Raw genomic sequence first — 14,471 nt, forward strand, 5'->3', positions numbered from 1 at the left:
CAGTTTCATTCATCCGCGCGACAGGTAGGCACGCCTAATACCGGTCTTGCGGTTGTGGAGCGTCCGGGATTTCCCCCCTGTTGCCCGGATTGTTGACCACATCCCGCCTGCGTGACGAACGCTAGGTCGGCCCTCGCTCCATGCCCCCGGAGCGGGGGCCTTTCTGCGAGTGGCCTTGGCGGGCAAGCCTGCCCAGCCACTCGCACGGCCGGGGGCAAAGCCTCTCCGACGACGCGGGCTTCGCCTGCGGCGTGCTCCCACGCTTCAAACCCCTCCGCCGGAACCTTGCCCGCCCCACCGCCCCCGCCTAGATGCGGACGCGTGAAGATCGTCTCCTGGAACATCAATTCGGTCCGCTTCCGGATCGCCATCGTCGAGCAGTTTGTGCGCGAGGTCGAACCCGACATCCTGTGCCTTCAGGAAACGAAGGTAATCGATGGCGACTTCCCCCATGATGCGTTCCGCGCGCTCGGCTATCGCCATATCGTGATCCACGGCCAGCGCATGCATCACGGCGTCGCGATCCTGTCGCGCGTGCCGATCGTCGAAGACGACCGGCTGGACTGGCAGGCAAATCGCGAGGCGCGGCATGTCGGCGTACGCCTGCCGAACGGCGTGCGGCTGGAAAATGTCTATATCCCGGCCGGTGGTGACGTTCCCGATCGCGACGTGAATCCGAAATTCGGGCAGAAGCTCGATTTCCTCGGCCGCATGATCGATTGGTCGCAGGCGCTGGATTGCCCGACGATTTTGACCGGCGACTTCAACATCGCACCACTCGAGTCGGACGTGTGGAGCCACAAGCAACTGCTCGATGTCGTCAGCCACACCCCGATCGAGGTCGAGACATTGGCAAGGCTTCAGGCGTCGAACGACTGGGTCGATCTCGGCCGACATTTCGTACCCGCACCGACCCGGCTCTATACCTGGTGGAGCTACCGCGCGAAGGATTGGGCCGCCTCCGATCGCGGTCGCCGCCTCGATCACATGTGGGCGACACGCGACGTAGCGGCGCAGGCGACGGCGCATACCGTGTTCGAGGCGTGCCGCAGCTGGCTGAAACCGTCCGATCACATTCCGATCATGACCGAGTTCGACTGGTGAGTGACGCCCGCGCCGCCGCCCGCGCGATCGATGCCCTGCGCCGCGGCTGGCCGATCGCGATCGACGGCATCACGCTGCTCGCGGTGGAAACCGCCGACCCGATGCGGCTGGCGGCTTTCGATACCGAGGGGGCCGCGGGCATCCTGATCTCGTCGGGCCGCGCCGCGACGCTGAAGCTTGCCAATCAGGTGGAAGCGGCCGATCCCGACTCGCCGGTTCTGGTCGAGCGCGCGCCGTGGATCGACTTTCCTGCCGCCACGGCGCTGGCCGATCCGCAGCTCGATCTCGCGACGCCGCTGAAAGGGCCGTATCGCACGCTGCATCTACCCGATGCGCGACCGGCAAGTGCGGCCCTACGCCTTGCCCGCATCGCAGGACTGCTGCCTGCCTTTTTCCTTGGCGGCACCCAGGCGCCGGAGGTCGCGCTGACCGCAACCGATATCGATCTGCACGAAGATGCCGAGCGGCTCGCCATCGCCACCCGCGCACGCCTGCCCGTCGCGGGGGCGGAGGATGCCGAGATCGTCGCCTTCCGTTCCCCGGAGAGCGCGGACGAGCATATCGCGCTGCTGATCGGCCAACCGAGTGGCGTGCCGCCGTTGGTGCGGCTCCACAGCGAATGCCTGACCGGTGACGTGCTGGGCAGCCTGAAATGCGATTGCGGTCCGCAACTCCATGCCGCGATCCACGCTATCGCCGACGCTGGCTGGGGCATCCTGCTCTATCTACGGCAGGAGGGGCGCGGCATCGGGCTGGTCAACAAGCTGCGCGCGTACCGGTTGCAGGATCAGGGATTCGACACCGTCGATGCCAACACCCGGCTTGGCTTTGCGATCGATGCGCGCGACTTTGGGGTGGCGGCGCGGATGCTGGCGCTATTGGGACAGAATGAGGTGCGGCTGCTGACCAACAACCCCGCCAAGGTCGCTGGACTGGAGGCGGCCGGCATCGCCGTGGCGCAGCGTGTCCCCCACAAACTGCCCCCGAATCCGCACAATGCCCAGTATCTCGCCACCAAGCGCGATCGGACGGGTCACCAGTTGTAGGCCGCTCAGTCGTCCTCGCGCAGCTTGCGCAGGCGGCCATATACCCCGCGGCATTCGCGGGACGGCCCGATCGCCCAGCTTCGATCCGCCGCCTGTTGCGCCAAATCGAGATGCGTGGAATCGCGGCGCAATTCGTACAGGTCCAGCCACAAGGCGGCGCGCTGGGTGAACAGCACCCCTTGCGCCGAGGGGGCCAGGTCATGGTCATTGCGGCGCAGGATTTCGGTACCGGCCAGGGCGTTCTCGATCTCGCCCAGTTCGCGCAAACACGCGACATGCTCGATCAGGATGTCGGCCGGGATGCTGCTCCCCGCCAGCCGGCGCCAATGATCGGTAAAGCGCAGGACGATGCGTGGCGATCCATATTTGCGTGCCAGCGCGGTCGTTCGCCGCCGATCGGCCAGCTTGGGCAACACGCCGCGTTCGATGCCCTCGATCGCCTGCGCCAGATCGGCGATATCGCCTGCCTCGATCCGGCCGGCCATGCCGAATGTCGCGATCCGCCGCACCCCCGCTTCGCGCGCACGGTCGTCCTCGGTGACATTCGATTCGATCGCTGCCCGCAGTCGGCCATCGGTGCTGACGACGTAGCGCCCGCGCAATGGGTAGGCGCGGACATGGCCCGCGCGATCCTCGACATGGATCTGCAAGGCCTGGCCGTCGCACGACCGGATGATCACCGCAGCGTCGGGATCGTCCCGGTAAACGCTGCATCCCGGCAGCGCGGCCAGGATCGCCGCGGCACCGGGACGGACAAGCAGGTCGGCGATCGCATCGCCCTCAAACTCATCCTCCTCCATCCCCCGCTCCCCCAAGAGATCAGTCGTCCAGACCAAGCGCCGCCCGCACCTCGGCAAAGTCATGCGCGATCGTTTGTACGCCGAGCGCGCGCAGCCGCGCGTCATGGCCGATTCCGCAATGCTGCCCGGCACACAGGCCGATGACGAACGCGCCACTCGCCACCGCGCCCGTGGCGCCCACCGGCGAGTCCTCCAGGATCGCGCAGGCATCGATCGGCACGCCCAGCCGGTCGGCAGCAAAAAGGTAAAGGTCGGGCGCCGGCTTGCCCCGCGCGACATGCTCGCGCCCGCTATAGACATGCTCGCCAAACAGTTCGCGCAGCCCGATATGGCGCAGGTGCCGGTCGATCCAGTCGCTATGGCTGGAAGAGACGATCGCCTTGGGCAGACTGGCCGGCAGCGAGCGGACGAAGGCGATCGCCCCGGCCACCGCATCCACGCCCGCCTCCATCACCCGCCGGTTCTCCACCTCGCGCGCCTCGCGGAAGCTGTCAGGCAGCGCCCGGCCGATCCGTGCCTCTATCGCCGACACGAAATCCGGCCCGGCCAGTCCCATGTAATGCGCCATCGCCTCTTCGGGCGTGTGCGGGTGCCCATTGGCGCTCAGCCACTCGGCGAGATGGCGGTTGCCCTCATATTCGCTCTCGATCAGGACGCCGTCAAAATCGAACAGGAGCGCGTCGTACTTCATGCCCGCGCTCCGAACAGTGCGCTGCCGATGCGGACATGCGTCGCCCCCATCGTCACCGCGGTTTCGAAATCCTCGCTCATGCCCATGCTCAGGTCCTCCAGCCCATGATCCCGCGCCAGTTTGGCGAGTAGCGCGAAATACGGGGCCGCATCCAATCCCGCCGGCGGCACCGCCATAAGGCCCTTTATCGGCAACCCCGCTCCCCGCGCCTCGGCCAGCAAGGCCGGCAGATCGGCGATGGCACAGCCACCCTTCTGCGCCTCTTCACCGATGTTGACCTGGATGAAGCAGTCCGGTCGGCGATCCTGCCGCACCATCGCCTCGGCCAGCGCCTGCACCAGTGATGGGCGATCAACGCTATGGATCGCATCGAACAGCGCCACGGCGTCGGCCGCCTTGTTCGACTGAAGTTGCCCGACCAGATGCAGCACGACATCGGGATGCGCGTCGCGCAGCGCGGGCCACTTGGTTTGCGCCTCCTGCACGCGGTTCTCGCCGAACACGCGGTGCCCTGCGGCCAGCAGGGGCAGGATCGCCTCGGGGGTTTGCGTCTTGGAGATCGCGATCAATGTCACTGCACCGGGCCGACGGTCGGCGATGCGGGCGGATCGGGCGATACGGTCGGTGATGGCGGCGAGTGCGCCGGCGCTGTCCTCGGTCATGCCGCGCGCTATAAGCCGGGCGATGGCCCACCGATACCCCGTGACCTGGCTGATGACCGACGAACGGCTGGGCAATGCGCTATGGCGTGCGCTCGGTGCGCTGCCGCCGGGATCGGGCGTCGTGTTCCGCCACTATGCCACCCCGCGCCGCGCCCGCCATGCGCTGCTGCGTCGCGTATGGCGGCTGACGCGGGCGAGGCGACTCGTTTTGGTGGTGGCCCGTGGTCCCGCGATCGGTGAAGGCCGTCATGGGGCCACCTGTCCGGGCGGGCTCACGACCTGGCCGGCGCATGACGAACGCGAGGCGATCGCCGGATGGCGTGCCGGGGCCAACATGCTGTTCGTCTCACCGATCCACGCCACCCGCTCGCATCCGGGCGAACGCACACTCGGCGCAGGCAAGGCCGCACGGATCGGCACAGGTCTGAACCTTCCCCGTATCGCCCTGGGCGGGATGACCGCACGAAGGTTCAGGCGGTTACGCGGATTTCATGGATGGGCGGCGATCGACGCCTGGCTGCCCCGTCCGGACCAGAAACGGCCAGATCAGAACCGGAAAGCGGTGCCCAGATAAACAGCTTGGCTGTCGCGGCGTTCGTCGACGCGCGTCAGGCGCTCACGATCGGAACGATACCGCACGCCCGCCGTCACATCCAGATTGCGGGTCAGCGAATAGGAGCCGCCCACATCCAGCGCATAGCTGGACATGTCATCGACCAGTGCCGGACCATTCTGCATCGGCCGGTCAGCCATCGCCTTCACCCGACCGGTGAAGCGCGTGCCCGAATAGCTGACCGCGACATCGGCCGCCTCACGGCTGCCGGGCAGGCCGGCCAGATCGACGCGATTGACATCGCCGGACACCGCGAACTGCTTCCAGCCCACTGCGACGCCCAGATTATAGGAGATCGGCGTCAGCCCCACGACCGGTGAAGTGACCGCAGCGACCTTGGTATCGGAGGATCGGCTGGTCTGCGCCTTCACCGCGACGCTGACCGAACGATTCCCGCGCTGAGTCTCGGCAGGGGTAAAGCGGAAATCGCCCGCATCGATTCCACCGCGGGCAAAGACGGCGGCGAGTCGCGGATCGGCTGAAGACGGTGTGAACCCCGCCCCTCCACGGAAGGAAAAGCTCGCGCGCTTCGGCGGCAGCTTGTTGCGTACCTCGGTAGCGCCGAAGGCGGGCGCGACAAGGGCGCCGGCAGCGACCAGCGCTCCCGCAGCAATCCCAATCATCACCCGACCGATCTTCACGACCGAACCCCTCAGCTCCCCTGTGGAAGATGCGCCTAACACGAAATGCCCCGGTAGCGATCCCATTCAAGAGGAGAGTTATACGATTTGCATGCGAATCTGTAGGAGTGTTGCAATACTCCCACAATGGATGGCCATCAGCGCGGCGCCGCCACCGCTTGCCGGGGTGACGGCGCCCCTGTAGAGGCCATATCAACCCTTATTCCTATTTCAGGATGTTGCCGATGCTTCGCCGTTCAGCCACCGCGTTCGCGGTTCTTGCCGCCTTGTCGCTGGGCGCCTGTGCCGGCGGCGGCGATCGGCCCACGGGCGATCTGGCGGCGTCCAAGGTCACCACGATCGGCGTGAACAGCTATCTGTGGCGCGCCAGCCTGGATGCGCTCAGCTTCATGCCGCTGGTGCAGACCGACTCCAATGGCGGCGTCATCGTCACCGACTGGTACGTCAACCCACAGGTCCCGACCGAACGGATGAAGGTGACCGTCACCATTCTCGATCAGGATCTGCGCGCCGACGCGCTGCGCGTCGCGGCACTTCGCGAGGTGAACCGCGGTGGCCAGTGGGTGGCGGCCCCTGTCGCGGCGGCAACCACGCAGAAGCTGGAAGACATCATCCTGACCAAGGCGCGCGACCTGCGCCGCGGCGCCATTTCGGGCTAAGCGGCGATCATGGCTTCGCGTTTCAACGCGCTCAAGGCGGATGCGGCGTGGCAGCGCGTCTGGGAAGACCGTCGTACTTTTGCCGCGGACGACCATAGTCCCAAGCCGCGCAGCTATGTGCTGGAGATGTTTCCCTATCCTTCGGGGCGCATCCACATGGGCCATGTCCGCAACTACACGATGGGCGACGTGCTGGCGCGCTATCGGCGGATGACGGGGCATGAGGTGCTCCACCCGATGGGCTGGGATGCATTCGGGATGCCGGCCGAGAATGCCGCGATGGAAAAGGGCGTGCATCCCGGCGGCTGGACGCGCGACAATATCGCGACGATGCGCGCGCAGTTGAAGCGCCTGGGCTTCGCGCTCGACTGGACGCGCGAACTCGCCACCTGCGAGCCGAACTATTACGGCCACGAACAGGCGCTGTTCCTCGATCTGCTGGCGGCAGGGCTCGTCTATCGCAAGGAATCGGCGGTCAACTGGGATCCGGTCGACATGACCGTGCTGGCCAACGAGCAGGTGATCGACGGTCGCGGATGGCGCTCGGGCGCGCTGGTCGAGAAGCGCAAGCTGAACCAGTGGTTCCTGAAGATCACGCAGTTCGGCGACGAATTGCTGGAGGGGCTGACCACGCTCGATCACTGGCCTGACAAGGTCCGGCTGATGCAGGAGAACTGGATCGGCCGCAGTCGGGGACTGACTTTCCGCTTCGCGCCCAACGCGCCGCTTGCCGATCCGATCGAGGTGTATTCGACCCGCCCCGACACGATCTTCGGCGCCAGCTTCGTCGCGATCGCCGCCGATCATCCGGTTGCGCAGGCGCTCGCCGCCGGCAACGCGGATGCCGCTGCCTTTATCCAGCGTTGCAAGGAAGGCGGCACCACCGCCGCCGAACTTGAAACGCAGGAGAAGCTGGGTTTCGATACCGGCTATACCGTTGCGCATCCCTTCGATCCTGCCTGGGCGCTGCCCGTCTATATCGCCAACTTCGTGCTGATGGATTACGGCACCGGCGCGGTGATGGGCGTGCCCGCGCACGATCAGCGCGACCTCGATTTCGCGCGCAAATACGACCTGTCGGTACGCCGCGTTGTCGCAGACGGTGACATCACCGATCCGGTGTTCGCGGGCGATACCGCCTATACCGGCCCCGGCACCATCGTGAATTCGGCGCTGCTCGACGGCATGACCGTCGAGGATGCCAAGCGCGCCGTGATCGCGCAGGCGGAGGGCGAAGGCTGGGGCCAGGGCTCCACCGTATTCCGCCTGCGCGACTGGGGTGTCAGCCGCCAGCGTTACTGGGGCACGCCGATCCCGATCATCCACTGCGACGCGTGCGGCGCGGTGCCGGTCCCCAAGGACCAGTTGCCCGTCACCTTGCCAGAGGACGTGTCCTTTGCCGTTCCCGGCAACCCGCTCGACCGCCATGCGACGTGGAAGCACGTCCCCTGCCCCACCTGCGGCAAGGATGCGGTGCGGGAAACCGACACGCTCGACACCTTTGTCGATTCGTCCTGGTACTTCATCCGCTTCGCCAGCCAGCCCGATGACAAGCCGTTCGACCGCGCGGTGGCGGAGCGCTGGCTGCCCGTCGGCCAATATATCGGCGGGGTCGAGCACGCGATTCTCCATCTGCTCTATGCGCGGTTCTGGACGCGCGCCTTGAAGCATATCGGCCTGATCGACGTGGCGGAGCCTTTTGCGGGCCTGTTCACGCAAGGCATGGTCACGCACGAGACGTACAAGTCCTGGGACAATCGCTGGCTGTCGCCCGCGGAGGTCGAGAATGGCATCGAGATCGCCAGTGGCAAGCCGATCACGGTCGGCCGCATCGAGAAGATGTCCAAGTCCAAGAAGAACACGGTCGATCCCGAACCGATCGTCGATCAGTACGGCGCGGATGCGGTTCGCTGGTTCATGCTGTCGGACAGCCCGCCTGAGCGCGACCTGCCGTGGTCGGAGGCCGGTATCGAGGGCTCGTGGCGCTTCGTGCAGCGCTTGTGGCGTCTGTTCGACAGCGTCGGTGAGGTGGGCAGCGATACGCCGGACAAGGCACTTGCCCGCAAGCTGCATCAGACCATCGCCGGCGTTGCCGAGGATATCGAGGCGCTGGCGTTCAACAAGGCGGTTGCCAAGCTGTATGAGCTGGTCAACGCGATCGAAAAGGCCCCGGCGGGCGTTACCCGCACCGATGCGATCCGCACCGTGCTGCTGCTCGTCGCGCCGATGATCCCGCACATCGCCGAGGAAGCTTGGGCGACGATCGGCACCGGTGGCCTGATCGCCGATGCAGCATGGCCATCTGTTGACGCCGCGTTGCTGGTCGAGGACGAAGTAACGATCGCCATTCAGATCAACGGGAAGCTGCGCGATACGCTGACCGTGGCCAAGGGGATGGCGAAGGACAGGCTGGAGGAAGCGGCGCTGGCGTCGGATCGTATCGTCCAGTTGCTGGAGGGCAAGGCGCCACGCAAGGTCATCGTCGTGCCCGATCGCCTGGTCAACGTCGTCGCATGAAGGCCCCCCTCGCCCTGATGACGCTCAGCCTGATGCTCGCCGGCTGTGGGCTGAAGCCCCTCTATGCCGGCGGAAGCAATGGCGCGGTCGCCAGCGCGCTCACGCAGGTCGAGGTGGCCCCGATCGAGGGCAAGGCGGGCTGGCTGGTCGGCAACGCGCTGCGCGACCGGCTGGTCGGTGGCGGCGGTGATGGCAGCGGCGCCGCCCGCTATCGTCTCGATGTCCGTCTCGACGATCAGATCGTCGGCCTGGGCGTGCGTGCGGATGACAGCGTGACTCGCGAACGGCGCACACTGCGCGCGCGATATCAATTGATCGATACCGGCACCAATGCGGTGCTCCTCGACGCAAGCGCAGGGTCGGACGCAGGGATCGACGTGGTGCAATCCGAATACGCCACGATCGCGGCGGAAAACACTGCACTGGAACGACTTTCCGAGATCGTCGCCGACCAGATCGTCGCCCGCCTCGCCACCTACGCCCGCACCCAGTGAAGGCAAGCGCCAATCAGATCCGGCAGGCGCTGAGCAAACCCAGCCCTGATATCCGCCTCTATCTCCTGCACGGCCCCGATGAAGCGGGTGCAGCCGATCTCGCCAAGCGCCTTGGCGAAGCGATGGGGCCGGAAGCGGAGCGGATCGATCTCGACTCTGCGACCTTGAAGAGTGACCCTGCCCGTCTGGCGGACGAGGCGGCCTCGCTGTCGCTCTTCGGCGGGGCGCGTTATGTGCGCATCGCCGCGATCGGTGAGGAAGGCTTGGCGGCCTTCTCCGCACTGCTTGATGCGGATCGTGCCGGTAATCCGGTTGTTGCGATAGCACCGAACGTCAAGGCGAGTGCCCGCATCGTCAAGCTGGCGACCGACTCGCCTCGCTCCATGGCATTCGGATGCTATATGCCCAGTGCAGCCGATGCCGAGCGGCTGGTCATGACGCTGGCCGGCGAAATGGGCATGCGCCCCGCTGCCGGTGTCGCGCGCCGGTTGGTCGACGCCACCGCTGCAGACCGGGCCATCCTGACACGTGAACTGGAAAAGCTGGCGCTGTATCTGGATGCCGCATCGGATCGCGTCCGCGAGCTCGATCATGACGCCCTAGATGCGGTAGGCGCGGATCTGGGCGAGGCCGAGACGGGGCAAGCCGTCGAAGCCGTCGTTGAAGGTCGGATTGCCGATCTTGGCGGTGAGCTGGCCCTGTTGGACGAGGGAGGCGCATCGCCCATCCCTTGGTTACGCGCCCTCTCCCGCCGCCTGGTCGCACTGGCCGAGATGCGGGCCGAGATCGAGACTGGCGAGCCGGTGGACGCCGTCATGAAGCGTCACCGCGTCTTCTTCCGCGATGAAGCCCAGACGGCCCGCGCGTTACGCCGATGGACCCCCATGATGTTGGCCCGTGCGCTTGCCCGCATCCGTGCTGCGGAGCGCGCCGTCGTAGCGCCTGGCAATGCCGGATCAGTGCTTGCCGAAGCGGAAGCCACGGTCATCGCGCAGGGTATCGCTCGCCGCGGCTGACTCCGTCAGATACCTTCTCCGGTCAATCGCTGACACACCATGTCGAGTTGATCGAGCGTCGAATAGTTCAGCGTCAACGTCCCGCCTTCTCCCGAATGCGCAATCCGCACCGATAGCCCAAGCAGGTCTGCAAGCTGATTTTCCAGTGCCGCGATATCCGCATCGGGCGAGTCCATGGCCGTGCCGCTGTTGGTACCGGCGTTGCGCGCAGAGCCGCTTGCATCCCGATGGCCGTCTTCGGGCGACGCTCGCCCTTTTGCTTCGCGCGTCAGCTTTTCGGTCTCACGAACCGACAGGCCACGGCTCACCACCTGATCGGCCAAGCCCTCCACATCCTGCGCGCCGAGCAGCGCACGCGCATGGCCCATGGACAGCGATCCGTCCACGACCTGCGCCTGCACGCCTGCGGGCAGCTCCAGCAGGCGCAACAGATTGGCGACATGGCTGCGCGATTTGTGGACGATCTTGGCGAGTGCGTCCTGGGTATGGCCGAACTCTCCGGCCAGACGCTGATAGGCTTGCGCTTCTTCGATCGCGTTCAGATCCTGCCGTTGAATATTCTCGACAAGCGCGATTTCGAGCGTTTCGGCATCGTTGAACTCGCGCACGACGACAGGCACTTCATGCAGCCTGGCACGCTGCGCCGCCCGCCAGCGTCGTTCGCCTGCGACGATCTGATATTCCTTGCCATGCGGTCGCACGACGATCGGCTGAATCAGACCGCGCGCTGCAATCGATCCGGCGAGTTCATCCAGGGCTGATTCATCGAACCGACGGCGTGGCTGATCCGGATGCGGTGACAACGCACCGACAGGCAACATGCGAACGCCCGACTGAGACTGATCCATGCCCGGCTTGACCGGTGCCTCTCGCGCGATCTCACCCAGCAAGGCATTCAGGCCGCGCCCTAAACCAGGCCGCGGACGCTTGGCCGCCTCGGTGCTCATGCTGCAGCCTTTGCAGCAGCGGGCAACCGCGAAATGAGCTCGCGGGCCAAGGCAATGTAGGCCTGACTTCCCACGCAGCGATGGTCATAGATCAGCGCCGGCAATCCGTGACTCGGCGCCTCGGAAAGCCGCACGTTGCGTGGGATCACCGTTTCGAACACCACACCCCCCAATACTGCCCGCACATCCGCCGCCACATGATCTGTCAGACGGTTCCGGCGATCATACATGGTCAGTGCCACCCCCATGATCGATAACCCCGGATTGAACCTGGCACGGATACGCTCCACCGTCGTCAGCAGTTGGGACAGGCCCTCCAGTGCAAAGAATTCGCATTGCAGTGGCACGAATAAGGCATGGGATGCGACCATGGCATTGATCGTCAGCAAGCCCAATGAGGGCGGGCAATCGATCAGTACGATGTCCCATTGCCCCGACGATGCCCGCATGGCGCGATCCAGTCGGTGGGTACGCTCTTCGAAATCGACCAACTCAATCTCGGCTCCTGACAGATCGACCGTAGCCGGAAGCAGATCGAGCCGCGGCACCCGGCTGTGCATCACTGCCTGATCGACGCCAACTTCACCCATTAGCACATGGTAGCTGGACCAGCTTCGCTCGCCATGGCTTACGCCCAATCCGGTTGAAGCATTGCCCTGCGGATCGAAATCGATCAGCAGGACGTGCAGACCTGTTGCAGCTAATGCCGTTCCCAGGTTGATCGCAGAGGTGGTTTTACCCACTCCCCCTTTTTGATTGGCCACAGCGACACAGATCATTTGGCGCGTACTCGATCGAGGATCACGATCGACGAGTCTGTCGACGTGACGCTATGTTCCACGTGAAACACGAACTGCCAATGATGGCGAAGCCCGTCCAGGTCGCGTTCGTTAAAGCGGCCGCGAGGTAGCAGCCACCGCGTACCCTGTTTGCCGCAGTGCGCAGCGGCGCGCAAAAGGTTTTCTACGGTTGCGACAGCGCGAGCGGAAATTACATCCGCCTGGTCGCGAACCGCTTCGATCTTGCTGGCGTGCACCATAACCCGGTCGCTGATACCGAGTTGCTCCACGCATTCCGCCAGAAAGGCCGCGCGGCGCTTGCGAGGCTCCACCAAGCTGACCCTACCTTCCCACGCGAGTGCGACGACCATTCCCGGAAAGCCACCACCCGTTCCGATATCGATCCAATGCTCCGCGCCGCCGGGCAGAAAAGATAGCAGCTGCACCGAGTCCAATGCGTGACGCGACCAGATCGTCTCGATGGTAGAGGGAGATATCAGGTTTTGGCGACCATTCTCATCGGCAACCATGGCAAGAAAGGCGCTGATATGGTCGACCGCGGTCTCCCCATGGCGCGCTGCAATCCACGCCTTCGCGTCCTGCTCCGTCACGCGGCACGCTTCCGGGCATGCAGCAATACCGCCGACAAAGCAGCCGGCGTGATGCCGCGGATACGGGATGCCGCGGCGAGGGACGCAGGTCGTGCAAGGGAGAGCCGATCGATCATCTCCTGTGACAGTCCCGGTACCGTCGCATAGACCATATCGTTTGGCAGCATGATTGCTTCGTCAGCGCGCAACCGCGCCACCTCATCCGCCTGCCGTTCCACATATGGAGCATAGCGCGCATCCTCCAGCATTTCTGTCACGACCGCTGCCTCGAATTGCGTGGCCGCGCCGGCTTCGATCACATGATCCAAGGTTACACCCTCAAACCGCAACCACTCATAAGCCGCACGTCGTGTACCATCTTGTGCGACGCTGGCACCGCGTCGCGATACATCGGCTGCCGTGCGCATCGCGGATAGTTGATCGCGCAATCGCTCCCGCTGCTGCGATCGGACCTCTTGATGCGCCAACCGCTCGGCACTCAAACATCCTGCGGTTTGTGCGATCGGCCCCAGCCGGGATTCGGCGTTATCGGCGCGAAGGGATAAACGGTATTCCGCCCGAGCAGTGAGCATTCGATAGGGCTCAGTTACGCCCTGCAACACGAGATCGTCGATCATCACTCCGGTATAGCTGGACGCACGGTCCAGGATTACCGGTGCCATCGTACAGGCATGCGCTGCTGCATTGAGACCGGCAACCAAGCCTTGACCCGCGGCCTCCTCATACCCCGTCGTACCATTGATCTGTCCGGCACAGAATACACCATCGATCGCGCTCAAGGCCAGGCGTGCGTCCAGTGCGCGAGGATCGATATGATCATATTCCACCGCATATCCGGGCACGGTGATGCGGGCACTTTCCAGCCCTGGCATGCTCGCGATCATGGCCTCCTGCACGTCCGTCGGCAGAGAAGTGGACAACCCGTTAGGATAAACCAGCGCGTCATCCAGACCCTCCGGCTCCAGAAAAATCTGATGGCTGTCGCGATCGGCAAAACGCTTTATCTTATCCTCGATCGACGGACAATATCGGGGTCCGTTGGCCTCAATTGCTCCAGTGAACAATGGGGATCGATCGAACGCCTCAGCAATGATGGCGTGGGTTTGTGACGTTGTTCGGGTGATCGCGCAGGCAATTTGCGGAAGCGGACGGAAACGCGTCATGGGTGACATCGTCCATGGCTCGCTGTCCGATGGCTGCTCGGGCAGGACGGCCCAATTGATCGTCCGCCCGTCCAATCGGGGCGGGGTGCCTGTCTTCATCCGTGCCATGGGCAGGTTCAGCGAACGGAGTTGCTCCGCCATCCGACTGGCAGACCTTTCCCCTATCCTGCCTCCTGCATCACGCTCGTCTCCACGAAACAGTCGACCGCCCAGGAACGTACCTGTCGCCAGAACGACCGCGCGGCATGCGATGATAGTGCCATCTGCCAGCCGGACTCCCGCGATGCGGTCTCGCTCAATATGCAGCGCCGCCGCCTCGCCCTCGACGATGCTCAGGTTGGATTGCGCCGCCAGCATCTGTCGTATCGCCGCGGCGTAACGTCTCCGATCGGCTTGGACCCGTGGCCCTTGAACGGCCGTTCCCTTGCTACGGTTGAGCATCCGATAATGGATCGCAGCGGCATCCGCGGCACGGCCCATCAATCCATCGAATGCGTCCACCTCCCGCACGATATGCCCCTTGCCCAATCCCCCGATCGCTGGGTTGCAGGACATGGCGCCGACTGTTCGGCGATCAAAGGAGAGAAGCGCGGTTTTTGCACCACGACGTGCCGAAGCGGCAGCCGCTTCGGTTCCGGCGTGCCCACCGCCGATTACCACAACATCGAACATCCCGCCGCTTTAGTGCAACTTGCGCATCCGCGAAAGCATCTGCCGAATGTTCCACG

Annotated in this window: 15 protein-coding genes; 7 read left to right on the forward strand and 8 right to left on the reverse strand. The window is 64.8% G+C overall.

All coding sequences use genetic code 11. The features are described from left to right. The first annotated feature begins 321 nt into the window (after positions 1-321). Positions 322-1,104, forward strand: a complete 783-nt coding sequence (locus tag Q0U08_RS01725; RefSeq protein WP_298089366.1) for an exodeoxyribonuclease III — start codon at positions 322-324, stop codon at positions 1,102-1,104. Next, entirely contained in the window at positions 1,098-2,150 is a 1,053-nt protein-coding gene (gene ribA, locus Q0U08_RS01730) for a GTP cyclohydrolase II (RefSeq protein WP_298089403.1), read from the forward strand. Before Q0U08_RS01725 ends, ribA begins: the two co-directional genes overlap by 7 nt. Positions 2,151-2,155: 5 nt before the next feature. Here ribA and Q0U08_RS01735 read toward each other — a convergent pair whose 3' ends face one another. From Q0U08_RS01735 to Q0U08_RS01745, 3 genes are read right to left on the reverse strand one after another with little or no spacing between them, the layout of a single operon-like run. Beyond that, positions 2,156-2,950, reverse strand: a complete 795-nt coding sequence (locus tag Q0U08_RS01735) for a hypothetical protein (protein WP_298089368.1) — start codon at positions 2,948-2,950, stop codon at positions 2,156-2,158. 19 nt (positions 2,951-2,969) lie between these two features. Then, entirely contained in the window at positions 2,970-3,641 is a 672-nt protein-coding gene (locus Q0U08_RS01740) for an HAD family phosphatase (RefSeq protein ID WP_298089369.1), read from the reverse strand. Next, on the reverse strand, positions 3,638-4,303 hold the full coding sequence (locus Q0U08_RS01745; RefSeq protein WP_298089370.1) for a YggS family pyridoxal phosphate-dependent enzyme: 666 nt from the start codon (positions 4,301-4,303) through the stop codon (positions 3,638-3,640). Before Q0U08_RS01745 ends, Q0U08_RS01740 begins: the two co-directional genes overlap by 4 nt. Before the next feature lie 40 nt (positions 4,304-4,343). Between Q0U08_RS01745 and Q0U08_RS01750 the strand changes: the two genes are divergently transcribed. Then, the gene (locus Q0U08_RS01750; protein WP_367271092.1) at positions 4,344-4,877 is read left to right on the forward strand and encodes a thiamine phosphate synthase; all 534 of its coding nucleotides are present in this window, start codon (positions 4,344-4,346) and stop codon (positions 4,875-4,877) included. On the opposite strand, the gene Q0U08_RS01755 is transcribed toward Q0U08_RS01750, so the two are convergent. Further along, positions 4,850-5,557, reverse strand: a complete 708-nt coding sequence (locus tag Q0U08_RS01755; protein ID WP_298089372.1) for a porin — start codon at positions 5,555-5,557, stop codon at positions 4,850-4,852. The genes Q0U08_RS01750 and Q0U08_RS01755 overlap by 28 nt on opposite strands. Positions 5,558-5,781: 224 nt before the next feature. Between Q0U08_RS01755 and Q0U08_RS01760 the strand changes: the two genes are divergently transcribed. The 4 genes from Q0U08_RS01760 to holA are packed head-to-tail and all read left to right on the forward strand — an operon-like array spanning position 5,782 to position 10,243. Continuing rightward, positions 5,782-6,216, forward strand: a complete 435-nt coding sequence (locus Q0U08_RS01760; protein WP_112383938.1) for a DUF3576 domain-containing protein — start codon at positions 5,782-5,784, stop codon at positions 6,214-6,216. Between the two features lie 9 nt (positions 6,217-6,225). Continuing rightward, the gene (gene leuS, locus Q0U08_RS01765) at positions 6,226-8,733 is read left to right on the forward strand and encodes a leucine--tRNA ligase (RefSeq protein WP_298089373.1); all 2,508 of its coding nucleotides are present in this window, start codon (positions 6,226-6,228) and stop codon (positions 8,731-8,733) included. Next, positions 8,730-9,227: an LPS assembly lipoprotein LptE gene (lptE, locus tag Q0U08_RS01770; protein ID WP_298089374.1), complete on the forward strand. Its 498-nt coding sequence runs from the start codon at positions 8,730-8,732 to the stop codon at positions 9,225-9,227. Before leuS ends, lptE begins: the two co-directional genes overlap by 4 nt. Next, positions 9,224-10,243, forward strand: a complete 1,020-nt coding sequence (gene holA, locus Q0U08_RS01775) for a DNA polymerase III subunit delta (protein ID WP_298089375.1) — start codon at positions 9,224-9,226, stop codon at positions 10,241-10,243. The genes lptE and holA overlap by 4 nt, the downstream gene beginning before the upstream one ends. Before the next feature lie 5 nt (positions 10,244-10,248). On the opposite strand, the gene Q0U08_RS01780 is transcribed toward holA, so the two are convergent. The 4 genes from Q0U08_RS01780 to mnmG are packed head-to-tail and all read right to left on the reverse strand — an operon-like array spanning position 10,249 to position 14,415. Further along, on the reverse strand, positions 10,249-11,190 hold the full coding sequence (locus Q0U08_RS01780) for a ParB/RepB/Spo0J family partition protein (RefSeq protein ID WP_298089376.1): 942 nt from the start codon (positions 11,188-11,190) through the stop codon (positions 10,249-10,251). Continuing rightward, the gene (locus tag Q0U08_RS01785) at positions 11,187-11,969 is read right to left on the reverse strand and encodes a ParA family protein (protein WP_298089378.1); all 783 of its coding nucleotides are present in this window, start codon (positions 11,967-11,969) and stop codon (positions 11,187-11,189) included. The genes Q0U08_RS01780 and Q0U08_RS01785 overlap by 4 nt, the downstream gene beginning before the upstream one ends. Further along, the gene (gene rsmG / locus Q0U08_RS01790) at positions 11,966-12,580 is read right to left on the reverse strand and encodes a 16S rRNA (guanine(527)-N(7))-methyltransferase RsmG (RefSeq protein ID WP_298089380.1); all 615 of its coding nucleotides are present in this window, start codon (positions 12,578-12,580) and stop codon (positions 11,966-11,968) included. The genes Q0U08_RS01785 and rsmG overlap by 4 nt, the downstream gene beginning before the upstream one ends. Continuing rightward, positions 12,577-14,415 carry a tRNA uridine-5-carboxymethylaminomethyl(34) synthesis enzyme MnmG gene (gene mnmG / locus Q0U08_RS01795; protein ID WP_298089382.1) on the reverse strand — a complete coding sequence of 613 codons (1,839 nt, stop codon included), beginning with the start codon at positions 14,413-14,415 and terminating at the stop codon, positions 12,577-12,579. The genes rsmG and mnmG overlap by 4 nt, the downstream gene beginning before the upstream one ends. Between the last annotated feature and the right edge of the window lie 56 nt (positions 14,416-14,471).

This window comes from uncultured Sphingomonas sp., from assembly GCF_946477935.1.
Taxonomy (GTDB): Bacteria; Pseudomonadota; Alphaproteobacteria; order Sphingomonadales; family Sphingomonadaceae; genus Sphingomonas.

Bases quoted from the DNA above. Each gene is read 5' to 3' on its own strand.
- Q0U08_RS01735 (WP_298089368.1), bottom strand. From the start codon at position 2,950: ATGGAGGAGGATGAGTTTGAGGGCGATGCGATCGCCGACCTGCTTGTC.
- Q0U08_RS01740 (WP_298089369.1), bottom strand. From the start codon at position 3,641: ATGAAGTACGACGCGCTCCTGTTCGATTTTGACGGCGTCCTGATCGAG.
- Q0U08_RS01745 (WP_298089370.1), bottom strand. From the start codon at position 4,303: ATGACCGAGGACAGCGCCGGCGCACTCGCCGCCATCACCGACCGTATC.
- Q0U08_RS01760 (WP_112383938.1), top strand. From the start codon at position 5,782: ATGCTTCGCCGTTCAGCCACCGCGTTCGCGGTTCTTGCCGCCTTGTCG.
- leuS (WP_298089373.1), top strand. From the start codon at position 6,226: ATGGCTTCGCGTTTCAACGCGCTCAAGGCGGATGCGGCGTGGCAGCGC.
- lptE (WP_298089374.1), top strand. From the start codon at position 8,730: ATGAAGGCCCCCCTCGCCCTGATGACGCTCAGCCTGATGCTCGCCGGC.
- Q0U08_RS01780 (WP_298089376.1), bottom strand. From the start codon at position 11,190: ATGAGCACCGAGGCGGCCAAGCGTCCGCGGCCTGGTTTAGGGCGCGGC.
- Q0U08_RS01785 (WP_298089378.1), bottom strand. From the start codon at position 11,969: ATGATCTGTGTCGCTGTGGCCAATCAAAAAGGGGGAGTGGGTAAAACC.
- mnmG (WP_298089382.1), bottom strand. From the start codon at position 14,415: ATGTTCGATGTTGTGGTAATCGGCGGTGGGCACGCCGGAACCGAAGCG.